The following is an 18,968-nucleotide window of genomic DNA, read 5'->3' on the forward strand; positions in this document are numbered from 1 at the left end:
CCGCAGGACTATTCTTTGGATGATCCGTTTACGCTTTCCTCATGACCCGCGGCCGCGGCGTTCGCCTCCGGCTCGTACAGCCCCGAACGCCGTTCGAACCATTGGAACAGATGCGTGCAAATGACCTTGAGCACGGCGTATCCCGGGACGGCTAAAATGATGCCGAGCACCCCAAACAGATTGCCGGCGGTCAGGATAACGAAAATGATCGTAATCGGATGGATTTTCAGCGACTTGCCCATAATTTGCGGCGAAATAAATTTGCCTTCGATCAACTGCACGACCGTCCAGACGACAATCAGCTTCACCAGCATGATCGGCGACGTGACCAGGGCGATGATCAACGCGGGCGTAATCGCAATCGCCGGCCCCAAGTACGGCACGATGCTCGTAAACGCGGCGATGATGGCCAGCACAAGCGAATAGTCGAGCCCGATAATCAGGAAGCCGACGTACATCAGCGCCCCGATGCAGAAGCTGACGATAATTTGCCCGCGGATATAGGAGCTGATCTGGCCGTTCATTTCCGTCATGACATGGTGGGTTTGCTGGCGCAAACGGACGGGTACGAATCGTAAAATAAAATGCGGCAGTTTTTTGCCGTCCTTCAGCAGGTAAAACAAAATAAACGGTACGGTGACGATCGCCAGCACGACGTTTTTGACTGCCCCCAGGAAGCCGCCGATGCCGGACCAGGCGCTATTGAGCAGCGCGGTAGCCCGTTCGGATAATGTGTTGCCGAGGTCGTTCGGGTTGAATCCCGTCGATTCCTGGAGCTGATAAAAGAAATCGCCCCCGATCAGATCCTCGAATTGCCCCTGAATTTCGGTGCTGTATTGCGGAATATTTTCAATCAGGCCGGTCACTTGCTGCTTCACCAGAGGAACGACGCTCATGATGACCACCGTGATGATCCCCGCGATGAAAAGATATAAGGCGGTAATGGTGTAAACCCGCCGGACTCTTTTGCCCTCCAGCCAATCCACAAGCGGATTCAGCAGGTAGTAGATCGCCCCTGTCAGCAGGATCGGCAGCAGTACCGTTTTGAGCAGCACCGTGACCGGTTTGAACACAAACGAGATTTTGGTGAATACGAAAATATTCAAGCCGATAAGCAGCAAAATTAGCAGAAACAGCACAAAACGATTGTTGATGAATAACTTTTTGAACCGTTCGCTCCAAAGCTGAGTGGTTCCCATGCAATTTTAACCCCCTGTAATCCTGACTCAAACTAACATTAAAATTTTATTTATGTAGAGTAATACGTATCAGAACGATTTGGTTCCAAAAAAAATGGCGCCGGTAACGTCCTGAATCCATGATTCGCGGCCGGGGGGGCCAGCTTGCATGCTAGAAAAATTGACGGTTAACCATCATTACGATCATGCCGGCGGCGACCAGCGAAAAGACGATGCAGCCGATGCCCAGTCCTTTGCGCGAGCTTTTGATCATTTTGAACCCGGTCAGGAACAAGGCGACGGTAATCGCCGCCAGGATCAGCGACATCGCGATCATCGCAAACCAGTACAATACTTGAAAAAATTTAGCCTCAAACGATTGCCCCGCATCCAAAACTTTCATTCTCCTCTCTTGATAGGGTGTAATCCATTGTTTTCCTCATCATATACGCTAATTCCCCAAAATTGCAAAAAATGCTTCCGCAAGCGGCCGCCCGCGCGTTTCTGAAGGGCGGACGGGAAAAGAGGCGGGAAGCCTCGGACAAACATCCAAGAATATCTCTCTTTCTTTGAGTAGTATATCGTATAGTGCGAGAAAGGGGATGGTGTAATGGCGGGAAGACAGCTGGCCAATAAATGGCTGAAAACCGAGGCGCTACTTAGCAACGCGGACGTGGCCCCCCACATACCGCTTACCCGATTGTACAGCGCCGACTCCCTGAAGCAAATGCTGCATCAGTTTGGCATGGTCGTGATCAAACCGATTCGCGGCGGCGGGGGATACGGCGTAATCAAGGTCACTTATGCAGGTGGGATTTACGCTTTTACCTATATGTCAAAGCGGAGAGCATTTTCCAGTTTCGAGGCCATGTATCGGGCGTTGAACCGCGCCAAAGCCGGGCGGAAATATATCATTCAGCAAGGCATTCATCTGGCCACGATCTCCGGACGGCCGATCGACTACCGGGTCAAAGTCGTCAAAAGCAACGGAACTTGGGTTTATCGCGCCATGGTGGGACGCCTCGCCCGGCCGGGACTGTTTGTCACCAATCTCTGCAAAGGCGGAACGATGTTAAGCGCGCGCGAAGGGCTGGGACGGTCGTTGGGCCGGAAAGCGTCCGTCCGCAAACGCCGGGAAATGCGATCGCTGACCAATACCTGTGTGCGCATTTTGGAAAATGCTTTTCCGGGCATCGGGTCGCTCGGGTTTGATTACGGCCTGGACCACAGCGGCAAGATATGGATTTTTGAGGTGAATACACGACCGCAGTAAGAAAAGAATCGAAAATCTATGATTCTCAAAAAAAATTTTTGGTAGAAAAAACGGTGCGGCTATCCTGTGAATAACTTTTATCCACATTATCCCAATACATTTTTCAACGCTTTTCGCCGATTAATAACATGTTATTCACAGGATTTCCACAAGCTTTTGTGGATAACAGGAACACTTGTTCTACTAAACTTTTCCTGTTATGATGAGGAAAAATATAGAAAGGATGTGTGACTAATGGCGCTGTTAACGGATGAGCTGCTCCTGGAATCCTACCAAAAAGCGACGGAGTTGCAGTTGGATCGGGAGTTTATCGCATTGCTGTTAGCAGAAATCCACAAACGCGAATTGGAGCTGGCCGTGTCGTCCGTCGTGCATTAAAATGGGACAACTTATTCACAGCTTGGATGTACCCCGAGTTATCCACAACTTTTAAGGCGCTTGCCAAGCGTTCACATGATAAATATAAGCTTCATGACAATGCGGACATTGAACGACATGTTCGCAGCCGGACGGAATGCTCGCGGAAATCGCGGAGGTGTATTGATCCGCCGAACCGTAAGGGCTGTAAGGCCCGACGTAGTCTTCTTTCCGTCCGGCGTTCTCCAGTACGTGTCCGCAATCGGGACAGGTGGCGGTTAATGGCGCCAAGCCGTTGCATAGCGGGCATATAAATGGCAAAGGGTATCTCTCCTTTACGGCAGAATATTCCGTATAGGTAAGATACCCTTTTGTTTGCAATCTCATGTACGGATTACAGTTTCATGTTGCTGCTGTGGCCCGGAGACAGTTTGGCGTCCGGGTCGATATACACCTTGGCGTTGTTGACCGCGGTTGGCGCTTCGCCGAAGCCGACGGCGATCAGATCGAGTTTGCCGGGATATGTCGTAATGTCTCCGGCGGCAAAAATACCGGGAATCGAGCTTTCCATCCGCGAATCGACGACGATCGCGTTGCTTTCGATGTCGAGCCCCCATTCGGCGATCGGCCCGAGTGAGGAAACGAAGCCGAAATTGACGATGACGTCATCGACGGCGATCTCCTGGGTTTCCTTGGTTTTGACGTCGGCCAGAGTGACGCGTTCGATACGCTCTCCGCCGTGCAGCGCGGCGATTTCCGTCGGCGTGATCACATGCACGCGGGAGTTCATGAGCTGCTCCACGCTGTGTTCATGAGCGCGGAATTTGTCCCGGCGGTGAATGAGCGTCACTTGCTCGGCGATCGGTTCAAGCATGAGCGCCCAGTCCACGGCGGAGTCGCCGCCGCCGCTGATCAGCACTTTTTTGCCGCGGAACCGGTTCATGTCGCTGACGAAATAATGAAGGTTCGTTTTCTCGAACGCTTCGGCGTTTTCGAGCTCCAGCCGGCGCGGTTCGAAGGCGCCGACGCCAGCGGTAATAATGATGGCGCGCGCCTGATGCACGTCTTTATCGGTCGTTACCACGAAATGGCGTTCGTCCTTCTTTTCGATTTGGAGCACTTTCTCCTCCAGCCGGATATCCGGCTGAAACAGCTTGAGCTGCTCGTTCAGGTTGTTGATCAGCTCCTGACCGGTGATCTTGGGGAAACCGGCGATATCATAAATATATTTCTCAGGGTAAAGGGCAGCAACCTGCCCCCCCAGTTGAGGCATACTTTCGATAAGTTTGACGGAAGCCTTTCTCATTCCTCCGTAAAAGGCGGCGAACATGCCTGCAGGACCCCCGCCGATGATCAGCAGGTCGGTAAAATCACCGCTATTGCTTTGGGATGACACGGATCAAACACCTCCAGATGGTTTCTCTTTTATAAATGTCATTTCTACTTTATTATAAACGCCCCGCTTCGACTTGCAAAGGAAAGGGCGGGCAGGCCGAAAAACGTCAAGAAAAAGGCGGAAAGTCCCGCAATGGCGCGCAAATTAAGACTTGATCTTTTATGTAAAAGCCGATATTATTCAAATGTATGTACATTTATATGTGACGAAAAAAGTACATTTATGAAAAATACTGCTCCATTGTTTTGATATTCATACAGACAACGTTTAAACTTATTGTGACAAATGTCGCAAAATTTACAAATAAAACGGCCAAAATTAGATAGAGGCTATTTTTTTATTTGAATATACGTGGATAGAAGCTTTTCTTATGTGTGAATTTTCACATTAACATCATTGGGTTAATAAACAAATATAGAGTGCTTACATTTGGAAGGAGAACAAGTTCATGAGTACCATACCGAAGATCGTGATTCTTGGGGCGGGTTACGGCGGTATTCTAACCGCGCAGCGTCTGCAGAAGGAATTGAACTACAACGAAGCGGACGTTACCCTGGTCAACCGTCACGATTATCATTATTTTACGACCCATCTGCATATGCCCGCGGCGGGAACCGATTCGATCGATCGCACCCGCGTGGCGATTTCCAAGCTGATCGATGAATTCAAAATCGATTTGGTGAAATCCAATGTTCAGGAAATCCGCCTGGCCGATAAGAAAGTCGTGCTTCAGGACGGCACGTTGTCATACGATTACCTTATTATTGCGCTGGGCGGCGAACCGGAATCGTTTGGCATTCCGGGGCTGACGGAATACGCGATGACGATCCGCAGCATCAACTCCGTGCGCTTGATCCGGCAGCATATCGAATATCAGTTTGCGCTGTACAAATTGGATGAAACCCGCACCGATCGTTTGAATTTCGTGGTGGGCGGCGCCGGGTTCAGCGGCATCGAATTCGTGGCCGAGCTGGCCGACCGCATCCCGCGGCTGTGCAAAGAATACGACGTCGATCCGAACCTGGTCAATGTATACAATGTGGAAGCGGCACCGACGGCGCTTCCCGGTTTTGATCCCGAACTGGTCGATTACGCGATGGAAGTGCTCCGCAAGAAAGGCGTCCAGTTCAAAATCGGCGTGGCGATCAAGGAATGCACGCAAGACGGCGTGGTTCTGGCCACGGGCGAAGAGATCAAGTCGGCCACGGTGGTTTGGACCGGCGGTATCCGCGGCAACCGGCTGATTGAAGCGGCAGGCTTCGAAACGGCCCGCGGGCGCGTAAAAGTCGACGAGTATTTGCGGGCGCCGGGACATGACAACATTTATATTATCGGCGACAACTCGCTGTTTTTTAATCCGGAGGGCCGGCCGTATCCTCCGACGGCGCAAATCGCCATGCAGCAGGGCGTCACTTGCGCGCAAAACGTCGTAGCTTCAATCCGCGGCAAGGAGATGAAGAAATTCGTATTCAGCCACAAAGGAACGGTGGCTTCCCTCGGCAAAGGCGAAGCGATCGCTTCGGCGTTCGGCAAGAAATATAAAGGCTGGGTGGCGGCCCAGTTGAAGAAACTGGTGGATATGCGTTACCTGTTTATTATCGGCGGCATTCCGCTCGTGCTGAGAAAAGGCAGATTTTTCTAAAATGCGCCACTGCAGCGTGCAGGTGCGCGGACTGTTGACCCGGGAGGAGCTGGACCGGTACAATGCGCTGATGGAGGTCGGCTCCTTCCTCGAGTCGCAGCAGCGCTACGACTTGTCGTATACGATTCAGAAGGAAGTCGATATCCTGATCCTTCCGGCGATCGAGCGGCTGAAGGAGAAAAGCCGGGACCGCGACCGGGCGACGGCGGAATTTCTCGAATCGCTGAAATCCGGGGATGAAGATGAATAGAAGGAGGGCGTGCTCATGATGTTAAAGGGCGCGCCTTTTTTTCGTCCGGGGCTTTTTGCATTTGATCGGCTATTTTGCGGCATTTTTGGTGAGAAGGGACTGCACTTTTGCAGTTCGTAGTGGCAATGGAGGGAGATAGCGGCTGGTACGACGAGGATAAAGGAAAAGGGATATGGGACGTAACGGCGAAACCGCCCGCAAAGCCCCATATCCCCCAGTATTCCTTTTTATAAATTGCTTGTTACATCTTCAGCATTTCGTCAAGCAGCTCGGCGTTGAGCAGATTGCCGACGAAAAAGCTGCCGAATTCGCCGAAGCGTGCGCTCACTTCGTCGAAGCGCATTTCGTACACCAGCTTTTTGAACTGCAGCGGGTCGTCGGAGAACAGCGTAACGCCCCATTCCCAATCATCGAAGCCGACGGAGCCGGTGATGATCTGCTTCACTTTGCCGGCATAACCTCGCCCGATCATGCCGTGGCTGCGCATCATGGCGCGGCGCTCCTCCATCGACAGCATGTACCAGTTATCGCTGAGGTCGCGTTTTTTGTTCATCGGATAGAAGCAAATATGCTTCGCTTTGGGCAGAATCGGCTGCAGGCGGGCCATCACTTCCGGATTGGCTTTAGGGTCGCCGTCGCCGGAGCCCAAATAGTTGCTGAGCTCGACGACGCTGACGTAGGAATAAGCCTTTGTCGTATATTCCGCGAACGTCGTTTTATTAAAGGCCGTTTCCAGCGCGTTCAGTTCCTCCATCGTTTCCCGGAGATGCATAAACACGATGTCCGCTTTCTGGCCGACGATCGAGTAGACCGCGGTGCTGCCCGTTTTATTTTGCTCCATGTCGTTCCATTCCTGCAGAAAATGATGCAGTTCCTCCAGGGCGCCGGCGCGTTCTTCGTCGTCCGCCGCTTTCCAGGCTTTCCAGTCGATCGTGCGGAAATCGTGGAGGGCATACCAACCATCCAGGGTTAATGCCGCTTCGTTCATTTATAATCACTCCCAGATCAATTTCTAAACGCTATCAAAAGTATGGAAATTACACTCCCCTTATTGTAGCGCATGGTTGGCAGACGGGGCAAATCAGTTCATCAATATTTCATCCAAAGTTCATTGCTTCGTTACATTTTTTCTAGTAAACTAACTACTAGCTTGAATTCGTGTGATTTATTTTATAGTTCACATTTTGAACTACCGTTTCAATAAAGGTTCGAACAGTCAGGTTTGGAGCAACGGAGCGACCGACTGAATTCAAGATTCGATGTCGAATAGGCTCCCTGCTATTGCTTCGTGATCGAAAGATGACTTTTGAACTACCTCTTAGAAGGGTGGGAGAACGATGGGCTGGCTCATCGTATTAATTCTGATGGTTTTGTTTTTCGTCATGATGTTCGGCATCGGTTTTATCTTGAACATGCTGATGAAAACGACGTGGTTTCCCGCATATATTTTCATTTTGGTCATTTTGCCGATCGTCGTGTACACCTTGTGGAACCATGATAAAAGCTTCGGCGTTTATTTGGCCTCGTTCCGGCTGGTCGATTACTTGACGGCGCTGGCCGGGCTTGGCGGAGCTATCCTCAGCGGGTGGACGATCCGCAAGCTTCGGCAGGCCGGATATAAAATGTTTTAAGGCAAGAAAAACTACCTCTAAACGCGGGCCGGGCTTCCTTGAAAAGTATGGCGGACGATACGCAGGAGAGAGGGGAAGAGGAATCTGCAGGTAAGGGACACCAGAGTCGTTATTTGCGGAAAAACGGAGGTTTGCAAAATATAACGGACACAGCTGTACACAGCTGACCTTATTTACCTCACTAGCGTTGCATTAACTTTTGCTAAACATTTCCCAAAAAAAGCTACCCGGAAATTTAACGGTTGCAGCAGCGGCTATTTTCCGAAAAAAGACCTTTTCTAATTTCTAACGGTTGTAAGCGTCGTTATTTGCCTGAATCTAAGCCAAAATAGCCGGATATCAGTGGAATAAGCGCTATGACAACCGTTACAATTTGAAATCAACGTTTTTGGCACAAATAACGCTTGTGGGCAACCGTTAGAGCGTCTGTCCAAAGTTTGGAAGGTGAAGCCGAAATTCTCGATGCTTCTGCTGATGGCTGATAAAAGGAGGAAAGGGTTCTCGGGGTAAAAACCGAAAAGGGGAATGGATGTGGGGGGGAAACCCATACCTATTCCCCTCGCGAATCCAACGTATGGGATTGCGCATGCAAAGGACCTCGCCGGCAGTGAGGTTTTTTGCGCTTTTTGCGCTGGCCGTTAGTTCTTCTGTCCCATTTTCCATTTCTGGTATTCGAGGAAGTCCTTGAACTCTTTTTTGCTGACGCCCGAAGTCATCGCTTCCTGCACCAGCTCCCACCATTCCGGGTCAAGCAAGTCCTCCGCAGGGCGGTCGCCGTACAAGAGCAGGTGGATCGAAACGTTTAAAGCATCGGCGATCTTCTCGATGAAGGAAATGGAAGGATTCGTTTGAATATTTCGTTCGACATTGCTCAGGTAGGATTTTGCTACATCCGCTTTATCCGCAAGCTCGGACAAGGAATATCCCCGATCCTGGCGGATTTTCTGAATGCGTTCGCCAATACGTTCTGCCATGTAGCCGTCGCCCTTCTATCAGAATAATTTGATGCCATTATATCAAAATATACGTGATAGGACAAAGGCGTATAGTCGGAATTACGTTAAGTAAAGAACACCTTAACCCGAGGAGCGGGCCAAGGTGTTCTGCTTCGGTTTGACGGCTGAATTATTTGACTTCTCCTGCGCCCTGCTTCGCTTCGAACGTCCATTTCAGGTTCAAAGCGTCACCTTGGAATTCGTTTTGATCCTGGCCGTTATCCTTGAATTCGAAGTTGACGATCAGGTCGTCGGTATCGCCGGCTTTCAAGCCCCCATGCTCTTCGAACCAGGCCACCCATTTGTTTTCCACGGCGTCAGGGGCTTGATTTTGCAGGTCATACAGCGTGGTTTGGTAAATGACGGTTTCCTTTTTGTCGATGTTCTTCAAAAATCTAACGACGATATGTTTGCCGAAGTCATCCGTGTTTTCAGGAACCCCCGGCTTATTCACAACCGTATAGGTCGTTTTCAGCAATACCTTGGCGATGTCGAGCGTGCCGTCGTTTTTCAGCTTGAACGTACGGGTGGCGGTATCCCCCGGCTTAAGATTGCCCACGTCGATGATCGCCGTCGGATCGGCGTTGAGATCCAAGGTGCCTGCGGCGAACGTACCGGTCGTTTCCACGGAATCGCTAAAATAAGCGAACGTTCCTCCGCCGATCAAAGTCAATCCAAGCGCTGCGGTGGCTACTCCGAAACCTAATGTCTTTTTGATACCCATACAAAATTCCTCCCTTATTTTAAATGATTTTTTATATTGCATCCTTATGAAGTCATAAGGAGAGCAACCGAAAGTTAGAAACAAGCGACTTACTGTGTTATGGGGCCTTGGCGTCCGGTTGGGATGCGTTCGGGTCCGGCTTCTTGTCTTCCAGCGCCGAAATGGCTTTCCATAAGGAGGCTAAGGCATACAGGAACAAAAGCGCCCCCGGGACGATCAACAGCGTGACATTCCCCAATTTCGTCCCGGCGAAATTGAGAACGTATCCTGCATAAGGGACGTTAAAGCCGGTGTAAACGCCGGTGACATTGGCCGGATCAACCGGCTCCAGGTCGGGGGCATCGTTGTTGTCTCCTTTGGTCCGGTAAAGGACCTGACCGGTTAGCTCATTGCGGGCGACTTCGACGATGCGGTGGGTGATCAGTTTCTGTTCGTCCGCCCGGAAGGTGATAACATCGCCGGCGGTAAATCGGGTCATGTCGCCTCCGGGCTTAATGGCCACGATGGAACCGGTGGGTATGGAGGGTTCCATTGAGCCGGACAGTACCGTTTTCAACTGATAACCGTAGAAATTCGGTTCATTGCCGGACATTTTCGACATGACGGCTGAGCCGGCCACGGTAAAAAAGGCAGCCGCCATCAGAACCGTCAGCGCATTTGCCAACCATTTTCGAATCCGCATGACTCATTCACCGCCTTTCTGATCATTTGCGGGAGAGGGAGAGGCATCGGCACCGGCATCTGCGGAATCCGCGGAATCCGCGGAATCTGCCTGGCCAGGCCCATCTTGATCCAAATTTTGGCCGCCGGGTTGCCCGCCTTCGGCCGGCGCGCCATCTTCGGAAGCCGGGGGTTCTTCGGGCTGCGCAGGACTTGGGCCGGCGGCAGACCGTTCCGGTTGAGGCGGCGATGGTTTGTTCGCATGCGAATCGTTAGGATCGGCGGATTGTTCAGCGGAGGAGGTAGGTTCGTCCCCGTCGCCGCCTTCGCTATCCGCAGGAATCCGTACATCCCCGCCGCCGCTCTCTCCAGCCGTCGGAGTCTTCTCGTTGCTGGCCTCTCCAGCCAGTGGAGTTTCCCCATCGCCGGTCTCGCTAACTGTTGGGATATCTCCCTCGGCCGGCGTTTTATCCTTTACCGCTTGTTTGTCTCCCGGCGGAGGCGTTTCGCCATCGCTCGGGTTCCCGGACCCGTCCGGGGCGGCCGGTTCCTTCTCACCGGCTTGCTCTTCTTGTTTGGCCTGCTCTTCCTGCAGCTGCTTCTGCCGCTCGATTTCCGCCGGCCGCTGCGCTTCCGCCTCCGGCAACAGCTGCGCTCTCTGTGCCTCCAGACTGGAGATGCCGGCGGTCAGACCGGCTATGGCCGACTGCAGGGAAGCTTGTACGCTTTCAAAATAAGCGAGCAACTCTTCTCCGGCGGGATCCCCATCGATAGCGACCCGGCCATCGAAAAAGGCAGCGGTTGCATAGCTATCGGCCGCAAAGCCGTCGGACGTCAGCGATCCTAATTGGTGGACGGAACGCAAGTAGCTTAGGATTTCTTGCAGCGTCCCGCTTAACGAGCCTGAATGTAATCCACTGCGCTCCAAAAGGTCGGTGATCCGGTCCAGCAGCGTCGTTTGCGACAGTTCGGCGCAATTCGGCTCCAGCTCGTTCAGCGAGGTTAGCAGTTCATGAACCGGCGCGGAGGCGGCGGCAAGTTCCCGCTGCAGCTCCTGCCAAATGGACTGATTCAAGGCCTTTTGCTGCTCCAACTGCTGAATCATGGCGTTCAGTTCGCCGATTCGCGCCGACAGGCCGGCCGCGGCCGGCCCCAACCGGCTGCCGGCCTCGAATTCGTTTGTTCCTTCGCCGCCATCGTAAACCAAATCGGTAGCGGATGGATTATAGGCAGGAGGGGTCACGGCAGAGCCTAGCAATCTTCCTTTTAATGAAGCGGCCCGTTCAAGGTGTTCAGCCAACAGCGACAGTTGGTTTTCAATTTGGCTGGGGAATACCCGGCATGCCTTAATTTCCGAATGATCCTCGCGTACGCTGGTGAATTCCCCGAAGGTGGTGCCGACTTGCTGCGAGGTCCACAATAACAAGGTAGAAAAAATCAATCCGGATTGCAGCGTTTTCACCATCTTTTGTTTCTTCCGGTTTTTGCGCCGTTTGCGGATCGCGCCGGTTCGGGATCTTCGCAGAAAAGGTTCCTCCTTTCCAAGGGGGTCGGCTCGTTCGTTAATATGTTCTTTATTAAGAACGAATTCCGTGACTCAAATATACACGAAATTCCCAAAGAAAGGAAACCCGCGAATTCGCTCGATTGTTCTCAATAATGAACAAATATCTTGAATTATCTTGGTATTATGCCCGTTTACGTTTATTATTTATAAATTTCGTTCTTTGTTAAGAACAGAACTTTGTTTTGTGACTTGCATCAGTGAATTTACTAAAATTTACAACAAATGTAACAATTAAACAATAAAATATAGCTTTTTCCATCAAATTTACGTGCTTGGCCTACGCGGAACGACATACTTTTCAGATCGGGGACATTATAATAAGAACTAAGGAAGCTTTCTGGCTGAAAGCCCGTAATCCATTGGCACAAAGTCTCAGATCTAAGGTAGGGACACTAAAATGGCTGGTCTGTCCGGGGACAAGCCTAAATAATGATCTTAGGAGGGGATTGTTGTTGAAAAAATCCGCCCAGGTTATTGTTCGTGACCGGTGCCCCGGGGAAATCGACCCTGAATGGGTGGTTCTGCTCGCCATGGCCAAGGATGCGGGGATATCCATCGAGGAGGTTCGGCGCTTTTTGTCGGGGGAACGATCAAATTATGCACAATGGCATTTATATCATAAATAGCTCTGAATAGAGAGCTGGCGAATCGTCCCCCGAGCGGAGCGGGACGGTTCTTTTTTTTTCGGCGATTTTTGTTCGGAGGCAAAAAGGGGCGTAAAACGCGGCGCCAGCGCGGTGCGAGGGGAAAAACGGCGATTTTTGTATGCCAAAGGCGATTCAGGGCGAAGCCTTTTATGCTAAAATAGATAAAGTCTATTTGTGCGTGAGAGGGAAGGGGCGATAAAGCCGTGCGCATGAACAACATGCTGCATTTTACCGAAAATCACCGTTATTGCGTATACCGCGACTTCAGTCTCAGCCCGGTGGACGGAAAGATGCTGGCCATGATCTACCAGCCGATGGTCGGGGCGTTTGCCGTGGCGTTGTACCGGCTGCTGGCGGAACAGGTTCCGCTGGAGCAGGTCGGTTATTCCAAGGTCGAGCAGCAGCGGAGGCTGTTCCTGACGCTGGGGGTGGACCCGAGCGAAAAGGGGAGGAAGTTCCTGATCGAGCAGGCTTCCAAGCTGGAGGCCGTCGGCCTGCTGCAGACCAGCCGCCTGTACGTACCGGACAGCGACGATTATATGTACGAATACGAGCTGCAGGCGCCGCTGTCGCCTGCAGAGTTTTTCAGAACCCAGCATCTGACGCTGCTGCTGCGCGACAAAATCGGCAAATTTGCCGTCCTGGCGCTGCGGGAACAGCTGTTCAGCAATGAACCGGAGGCTTGGGCAGGCGTAACTTATAACAAAGAAAATATTTCCGTGCCGTTTTACGATATCTTTGAGTTGAATACGCACTCGATCGATTACGAGCTGGAGCAGGCGATCGCCGAGACGTCGATCGCCCGGCAGCCGGGCGTGCTGCTGGGGCCGGAGGAAGAGGCGATCAATTACGCCGACATTATTCTCCGGTTTCCCCGGGAGTCGCGCAACCGCCCGTTTGTGGAGGCGCTGCGCTTTGACCCGGAAGGCATGGGGATCGTGAATTACATCGCCCGCAAGTACGATTTAGGCGTGCAGGACATCTGCCGGCTGCTCGACGAGGACGGCGTGTTTGATCCGGCCGGAGCCATCCTGCTGGACGAATTGCAGTACAGGGCCAATTTGCAGTTCCGGCAGGGAAAACGGCGCAAGGAGGCGCGCGAGGTTGCGTACGGCAAAATCGTCTCGCTGCGCGGGGGAGAAGCGGCGGGTTCGGCGGCCCAGTCCATCAGCCATCCGGAAGAGGTGGCGGTGCAGATGGAGTATTACGTGGATGTTCCGCCGCAGTTCCAGAGCAAATGCGATGTTCATCAATACAATATGATGCTGCGCAACGAGCCGTATACCCGGCTATTGAAGACGTTTTTTCCGGGGACGGTGCCGGACAACCTGCTCGATATTTTTGAAAAAGTCGATTTGAACTATAAGCTGCCCGGCGAAGTGATCAACGTACTTATCCATTATTTGATGTCGCTGTTAACCTCCGGCGGGGAGCAGCGGATCAACCGCAATTTCATCGATGCGATCGCGGCGAACATGCTGCTGAAACAGGTCGACACCTATGAGAAGGCGGTTCAATACATTAGGGACCAGGCCAAGGTCAAGGATAAAGCGGCCGGCAACGCGGCGGCGGCCGGGGGCGCCAAACGGGGAAGATCCTACGCCGGCCGGAGCGCGAAGCCGAAGCCGGAGATTCCGATCGTACAGCAGTCCGGGGATGACCAGGCTTTGTCCGAAGAGGAATTTGCCGAGCTGATCAAGATGGCGGAGCAGATGCAAGCCAAAAAGCAAAAAGGGATATGAATCATAACGGGCCATGGGGGCCGGGGAAGGTGAATGCGACATGGAATCGCTGGGGGAACTGCTGTCGCAAATGAAAAGCTCGCAGCTAAGGCAGCGCTCGGAGGAACTGGCCGCGAGACTCATGAACGATCCGCTGGTCTGGGAGCTGCGCAGCAGCCATCCGGAGCTTGAACAGCAGCAGCTGATGCGCGGCATGGCCAAGCTGTATCAATATGTGAACGACCGCCGGCACTGCGAAAACTGCCCCGGGCTCGCGAATTGCCCGAACGATTTTCCCGGGCATTATACGAAGCTGGCGGTGGAGCAGCTGGGCGGCAAGCCGGAGCTGGTGGATCTGCAGGTTCCCTGCGGCAAGCAGCTGCAGTATGAGCGGGAACTTTCCGTGAAAAAGCGGATCCACAGTTTTTATGTGGATGAACGGGCGCTGGAGGAAGGCTACAGCGAAGTGGAAATTATGTCGAAGGACAGCTTGCGGGCTCCGGCCGTTGCCCAAGTGTTCCGTTACATCAACGAGATTAGGGAACAAGGCCTGAAGCCTAGGGGGCTGTACCTGGAAGGGCATTTTGGCACGGGCAAAACGTTCCTGATGTGCTATCTTTTGCACGAGCTCGCCAAAGAGGGATATTCCGGGGCGATCGTGTATATGCCCGAATTCGTGGAAGAGCTGAAGTCGATGCTGCAGGACAGCGACAAGCTGCGTGAAACGGTGGAGATGATGAAGCAGGTGGATCTGCTCATTTTTGACGATATCGGAGCGGAAAATTTGAACCCTTGGGTGCGCGATCATGTTCTGGGTTCGATTTTGAATTACCGGATGAACCGCAAGCCGACTTTTTATACGTCGAATTATTCGCTGAACGCGCTGGAGAAGCATTTAAGCTTCACGAGCAAGGACGGGGAAGAGGCCCATAAAGGCCAGCGGCTGATGGACCGGATCGCGCCGTTTGTGGAGGTCGTCCAGGTTCGCGGGACGAATAAGCGCGGGCGGTCTTGACAGGAAGCTTGGCAGGGGGCGCGGATTAAACGGCTGCGGCTTGGGGCCGAGCGTGAGGTGAACGGCCGCATTTTGGCCGCATCCTTGGAAGTAACCTTGTCAACTCCGGACCGGATGCCTGCCCTCTAAGCGCCGGACGCGCCATAAAACGGCTGGGGCTTCCATCCGCCAAGTGCACTTAGCTTGCCGCCGCCGTGGGGGGCGGTCCACGTTTGCTGAGGCCGCGGAGATAACGGTAAAAAATTCCGCTATTTTCGCCAAGGTAAGGGCTTGGCATAAAATAGCGGAATTTTTTACCTCTATTGTTGCCGGATGGGGGGAGAAAGGCGTTTTTTTCAAGCTTAATTAGAAAATAGGGACCGAAAGTTCCGCTATTTTCTAAGCGAAGGGCAGCACCGCAGAAATAACGACATAAATTACCGCTATTTCCGGGAGGGGCCGGTGCCTTCCCGAACATCGGCAAAAAACCGGACTTCCCGAAGGAAGTCCGGTTTTTTGCCGCCGTGCCGTGCCGTAGCGAGCGTCAATGCCGGAGGTATGTAGGCGCTTCAATTAACCGGCAATAAATTTAATGATAACCATCCCGAAAAAGATCACGATCATTAACGTCAGCATGCCGAAGAAACCGTTCATCAGATCGAACAGGTCGTTGCGCGGTTCTTCGTTAATATGCTGCCGTGGATCGTTCGCATGCGTGTTTGCATCCATAGCGATGGGGCCTCCTCGCGAATTTATCGTGTCGTCAACTACATTTGTCATAGACAATTCGTTTTCAGGTTATTCTTAGTATAACCAATCGCTTTTCACTTTGTAAAGAAGAAGGGATGGGCGGAGCACTTTCTTTTTTTTAGTGGGATGTGGTATAATTGGTTCGGCAGCTGTCGCTCAGGGAGAGATCCCTGAAAATGTTCATCTTGGAACGTTTTACCGGCGAACGGTCTGCATCATTCTCACATTCAATCCAATTGCTGGGCTGAAGCAGCAGGTATTTGACGCGCTCCCAAGCAAACCTATAAGGAGGAGAATATCATGGCCATTGTTAATGTATCCGATCAGTCTTTCAATAGCGAAATTGAAGGACAAGGTCCGGTTCTAGTTGATTTCTGGGCTCCCTGGTGCGGTCCCTGCAAAATGATCGCTCCGATTTTGGAGGAGTTGTCGGCAGAAGTGGGGGACTCGGTGAAAATCGCCAAGCTCAACGTGGATGACAATCCGGAAACGGCTTCCCGTTTTGGCGTAATGAGCATTCCTACCCTGATCCTGTTCAAAGACGGTCAACCGGTCGACAAAATCGTCGGGTTGAACTCGAAAGACACGCTGAAAAACCTGATCGCCAAGCATCAATAAGACAGGGATAAGGCGATAGGGACTTTTGCTGCGCGCCTTGGATTACGCCTCCGGTTTCGTCCGGGGGCGTTTTCTGTGTAAGCGGTGTACGCCTTCGGGCGGCGCGGATGTTTTTCTAAATTCCATGCGGGAGGAGGATGAAGGGCGTGGACTCATTTGTCAACGAAGCGCAGGGGCAGGAGCAGGAGAAGGCGTTGGAGGCGATTCGCCACAAGCTGGCGTTGCTGCCGGATTTGCCGGGCTGTTATTTAATGAAAAACAAAGACGGCAAAATCATCTATGTCGGCAAAGCCAAAGTGCTGAAAAACCGGGTCCGTTCGTATTTTACCGGCAGCCATAACGGAAAAACGCAGCGGCTGGTCTCGGAAATCCGCGATTTCGAATATATCGTAACCGGAAGCAACATGGAGGCGCTCATTTTGGAGTGCAACCTCATTAAGCAGCATCATCCGCGTTATAACGTGCTTTTGAAGGACGACAAAACCTTCCCTTATATCAAAATTACGAATGAACCGCATCCCCGGCTCGAGGTGACCCGGCGGGTGCTTAAAGATAAAGCGAAATATTTCGGTCCGTACCCGAACGCGTATGCGGCCCAGCAAACGAAAAAGCTGCTCGACCGCATGTATCCGCTGCGCAAATGCAACGTGATGCCCAAAGAGGTGTGCCTTTATTACCATATGGGGCAATGCCTGGCGCCATGCGTGCAGGAGGTTCCGCAATCGACCTACGACGATATGACCCAGGAAATAACGTCGTTTCTGAGCGGTGGGCACGAGGAGATCAAAAAAGAGCTGGAGCGCAAAATGCATGAGGCGGCCGAGGAGCTGCAATTCGAGCGGGCCAAGGAACTGCGCGACCAGATCATCAATATCAACGCGCTGATGGAGAAGCAGAAAATCACGATGAAAGACGCCAAAGACCGCGACGTCTTCGGCTTTGCCGTCGACAAAGGCTGGATGTGCGTGCAGATCCTGTACATGCGGCAGGGGAAAATGATCGAGCGGCATGCGTCGGTATTCCCGTTTTACGGCGATGCATACGGAGATTTTCTGTCGTTCGTCACGCAGTATTACAGTGAAAATCCGGCCTTGCCGCAGGAGATTTTGCTGCCGGAGATGAAGGAGGATGCGGAGGCTGAGGTCGCTCGGGCTGAGGGGGATCCGAAGCGCGGAGCTGAGCCGTTCGGGGCTGCGGCTGAGCGTCGCGGCGAAGACGGAGCGGAGCCAGAGCCGGTAGGCCTGGGGCCGGAGGCCGCGGCTGGGCAAGCTGCGGGGCAGGAAGGCGCGGACGGTGCGGTACCGGCGCTGGCTGCACTGGCGGGGCTGGCTCCGGCAACGGAAGGCGCGGACAGTCCGGTGCTGAGTCCGGGAGTCCAGGCCGTGCCGGCCCCAGCGCCGGAAGGCGAGAACGGCCCGGTGCCGACGCCAGGGGCGCAAGCGGGGGAAGCCATGCAACTGGAAGGCGAGGCTGGCCCGGTACCAGCGCTGCGTGGCGAGAACGGCCCGGAAGCTCAAGCCGGCCCGGAAACCCGGTCCGCGGAGCAGCCGGCGGCGCTGGATTCGGCCTCCGGAGCGGCGGCGCTGCAGGAATGGCTTGGCGTCAAAACGCTGGTGCCGCAGCGCGGCCTGAAGAAGCAGATGGTGACGATGGCCTTGGAAAATGCGCGCGTGGCGCTCGACGAGAAATTCCGCCTGATCGAACGGGATGAGGAGCGGACTTCGAAGGCGGCGGAAAACCTCGCGCGGGCGATCGGCCTGGAGAAGGCGTCGCGCATCGAGGCGTTCGACAACTCCAACATCCAAGGGACGAACCCGGTATCGGCGATGGTCGTGTTTATCGACGGCAAGCCGGCCAAGAAGGAGTACCGCAAATACAAGGTGCGGACCGTACAGGGACCGGACGACTACGAAACGATGCGCGAGGTGATCCGCCGCAGGTACGAACGGGTGCTGAAAGAGAACCTGCCGCTTCCCGACGTGGTCGTAGTCGACGGGGGCAAAGGGCAGATCTCCGCCGCGACCGACGTATTGGAAAACGAGCTGGGCCTCTATATCCCGGTGTGCGGCCTGGTCAAGGACGCCAAGCATAAAACGGCGCAGCTGATGGCTTTTGACCCGCCCGAGCCGATTCATCTGCCGCGCGACAGCCAGGAGTTCTACCTGCTGCAGCGGATTCAGGATGAGGTGCACCGCTTCGCCATCACGTTCCACCGTGAGCAGCGCGGCAAGTCGATGGTTGTTTCGCGGCTCGACGCGATCCCCGGCATCGGGGAGAAACGGCGCAAGGCGCTGCTGAAGCATTTCGGCTCGCTGAAAAAAATCAAAGAGGCTTCAGTCGAAGACTTCCGGCCGCTTTCGATCGGCGACAAGCTCGCCCGCCAAATTATCGACGCCCTGCGGGACGAGGACGTGCCGGAAGAATTGTAAACTACGGCCAGTTTTGGAGCCATGGCTTACCATGATCGCAAGGAGCGGGAGCGTGATAGGGATCCAAAGTCACTGGCGGCGTTGCATTAACTTTTGCTCAAGCTTTCCCGTAAAAGCTATCCGAAATCTAACGGTT

Annotated in this window: 20 protein-coding genes; 10 read left to right on the forward strand and 10 right to left on the reverse strand. The window is 53.2% G+C overall.

From position 1 onward, the window contains the following. Nucleotides 1-8 precede the first annotated feature (8 nt). On the reverse strand, nucleotides 9-1,199 hold the full coding sequence (locus DYE26_RS29740; protein ID WP_036620091.1) for an AI-2E family transporter: 1,191 nt from the start codon (nucleotides 1,197-1,199) through the stop codon (nucleotides 9-11). Nucleotides 1,200-1,350: 151 nt separating this feature from the next. Beyond that, nucleotides 1,351-1,581 carry a hypothetical protein gene (locus DYE26_RS29745; protein WP_051985289.1) on the reverse strand — a complete coding sequence of 77 codons (231 nt, stop codon included), beginning with the start codon at nucleotides 1,579-1,581 and terminating at the stop codon, nucleotides 1,351-1,353. 207 nt (nucleotides 1,582-1,788) lie between these two features. On the opposite strand from DYE26_RS29745, the gene DYE26_RS29750 reads away from it, so the two are divergent. Then, nucleotides 1,789-2,451, forward strand: a complete 663-nt coding sequence (locus tag DYE26_RS29750; protein WP_036620094.1) for a YheC/YheD family protein — start codon at nucleotides 1,789-1,791, stop codon at nucleotides 2,449-2,451. Between the two features lie 234 nt (nucleotides 2,452-2,685). Next, complete coding sequence (gene sda / locus DYE26_RS29755) at nucleotides 2,686-2,829, forward strand: sporulation histidine kinase inhibitor Sda (RefSeq protein WP_115311353.1); 144 nt, start codon at nucleotides 2,686-2,688, stop codon at nucleotides 2,827-2,829. Nucleotides 2,830-2,880: 51 nt separating this feature from the next. Here sda and DYE26_RS29760 read toward each other — a convergent pair whose 3' ends face one another. Beyond that, nucleotides 2,881-3,129 (reverse strand): hypothetical protein, encoded by a 249-nt coding sequence (locus DYE26_RS29760; RefSeq protein WP_036620096.1) that lies wholly within the window; start codon nucleotides 3,127-3,129, stop codon nucleotides 2,881-2,883. Nucleotides 3,130-3,202: 73 nt separating this feature from the next. After that, nucleotides 3,203-4,204 carry an NAD(P)/FAD-dependent oxidoreductase gene (locus tag DYE26_RS29765; RefSeq protein ID WP_036620099.1) on the reverse strand — a complete coding sequence of 334 codons (1,002 nt, stop codon included), beginning with the start codon at nucleotides 4,202-4,204 and terminating at the stop codon, nucleotides 3,203-3,205. A 448-nt stretch (nucleotides 4,205-4,652) separates the two neighbouring features. Here DYE26_RS29765 and DYE26_RS29770 point away from each other — a divergent pair, with 448 nt between their 5' ends. Then, nucleotides 4,653-5,846, forward strand: a complete 1,194-nt coding sequence (locus DYE26_RS29770) for an NAD(P)/FAD-dependent oxidoreductase (protein ID WP_036620102.1) — start codon at nucleotides 4,653-4,655, stop codon at nucleotides 5,844-5,846. Between the two features lies 1 nt (nucleotide 5,847). After that, nucleotides 5,848-6,096 carry a hypothetical protein gene (locus tag DYE26_RS29775; protein ID WP_036620105.1) on the forward strand — a complete coding sequence of 83 codons (249 nt, stop codon included), beginning with the start codon at nucleotides 5,848-5,850 and terminating at the stop codon, nucleotides 6,094-6,096. Nucleotides 6,097-6,337: 241 nt separating this feature from the next. Here DYE26_RS29775 and hemQ read toward each other — a convergent pair whose 3' ends face one another. Continuing rightward, entirely contained in the window at nucleotides 6,338-7,084 is a 747-nt protein-coding gene (gene hemQ, locus DYE26_RS29780) for a hydrogen peroxide-dependent heme synthase (RefSeq protein ID WP_036620113.1), read from the reverse strand. 349 nt (nucleotides 7,085-7,433) lie between these two features. On the opposite strand from hemQ, the gene DYE26_RS29785 reads away from it, so the two are divergent. Beyond that, the gene (locus tag DYE26_RS29785; protein WP_036620114.1) at nucleotides 7,434-7,727 is read left to right on the forward strand and encodes a YuiB family protein; all 294 of its coding nucleotides are present in this window, start codon (nucleotides 7,434-7,436) and stop codon (nucleotides 7,725-7,727) included. 638 nt (nucleotides 7,728-8,365) lie between these two features. On the opposite strand, the gene DYE26_RS29790 is transcribed toward DYE26_RS29785, so the two are convergent. The 4 genes from DYE26_RS29790 to DYE26_RS29805 all read right to left on the reverse strand — a co-directional run bounded on the left by DYE26_RS29790 (nucleotide 8,366) and on the right by DYE26_RS29805 (nucleotide 11,571). Next, entirely contained in the window at nucleotides 8,366-8,701 is a 336-nt protein-coding gene (locus tag DYE26_RS29790; RefSeq protein WP_036620116.1) for a helix-turn-helix domain-containing protein, read from the reverse strand. A 151-nt stretch (nucleotides 8,702-8,852) separates the two neighbouring features. Next, on the reverse strand, nucleotides 8,853-9,446 hold the full coding sequence (locus DYE26_RS29795; RefSeq protein ID WP_036620118.1) for a TasA family protein: 594 nt from the start codon (nucleotides 9,444-9,446) through the stop codon (nucleotides 8,853-8,855). Between the two features lie 97 nt (nucleotides 9,447-9,543). Continuing rightward, nucleotides 9,544-10,128 carry a signal peptidase I SipW gene (gene sipW / locus DYE26_RS29800; RefSeq protein WP_036620122.1) on the reverse strand — a complete coding sequence of 195 codons (585 nt, stop codon included), beginning with the start codon at nucleotides 10,126-10,128 and terminating at the stop codon, nucleotides 9,544-9,546. 3 nt (nucleotides 10,129-10,131) lie between these two features. Then, nucleotides 10,132-11,571 carry a hypothetical protein gene (locus DYE26_RS29805; protein WP_063836300.1) on the reverse strand — a complete coding sequence of 480 codons (1,440 nt, stop codon included), beginning with the start codon at nucleotides 11,569-11,571 and terminating at the stop codon, nucleotides 10,132-10,134. A 554-nt stretch (nucleotides 11,572-12,125) separates the two neighbouring features. Here DYE26_RS29805 and DYE26_RS29810 point away from each other — a divergent pair. From DYE26_RS29810 to dnaI, 3 genes are all read left to right on the forward strand, one after another. Then, the gene (locus DYE26_RS29810) at nucleotides 12,126-12,299 is read left to right on the forward strand and encodes an anti-repressor SinI family protein (protein ID WP_082207686.1); all 174 of its coding nucleotides are present in this window, start codon (nucleotides 12,126-12,128) and stop codon (nucleotides 12,297-12,299) included. 224 nt (nucleotides 12,300-12,523) lie between these two features. Further along, nucleotides 12,524-14,062, forward strand: coding sequence for a replication initiation and membrane attachment family protein (locus tag DYE26_RS29815; protein ID WP_036620124.1), 1,539 nt, complete (start codon nucleotides 12,524-12,526; stop codon nucleotides 14,060-14,062). Between the two features lie 40 nt (nucleotides 14,063-14,102). Then, nucleotides 14,103-15,056, forward strand: coding sequence for a primosomal protein DnaI (dnaI, locus tag DYE26_RS29820; RefSeq protein ID WP_036620126.1), 954 nt, complete (start codon nucleotides 14,103-14,105; stop codon nucleotides 15,054-15,056). Between the two features lie 552 nt (nucleotides 15,057-15,608). On the opposite strand, the gene DYE26_RS29825 is transcribed toward dnaI, so the two are convergent. Next, the gene (locus DYE26_RS29825; protein ID WP_115311354.1) at nucleotides 15,609-15,764 is read right to left on the reverse strand and encodes a YqzM family protein; all 156 of its coding nucleotides are present in this window, start codon (nucleotides 15,762-15,764) and stop codon (nucleotides 15,609-15,611) included. Between the two features lie 321 nt (nucleotides 15,765-16,085). Here DYE26_RS29825 and trxA point away from each other — a divergent pair, with 321 nt between their 5' ends. Together trxA and uvrC are read left to right on the forward strand one after the other, a co-directional pair. Continuing rightward, entirely contained in the window at nucleotides 16,086-16,403 is a 318-nt protein-coding gene (gene trxA / locus DYE26_RS29830; protein ID WP_036620128.1) for a thioredoxin, read from the forward strand. Nucleotides 16,404-16,549: 146 nt separating this feature from the next. Beyond that, nucleotides 16,550-18,832: an excinuclease ABC subunit UvrC gene (gene uvrC / locus DYE26_RS29835; RefSeq protein ID WP_036627634.1), complete on the forward strand. Its 2,283-nt coding sequence runs from the start codon at nucleotides 16,550-16,552 to the stop codon at nucleotides 18,830-18,832. Nucleotides 18,833-18,968: the final 136 nt, after the last annotated feature.

This window comes from Paenibacillus macerans (assembly GCF_900454495.1).
GTDB classification, from domain to species: Bacteria; Bacillota; Bacilli; order Paenibacillales; family Paenibacillaceae; genus Fontibacillus; species Fontibacillus macerans.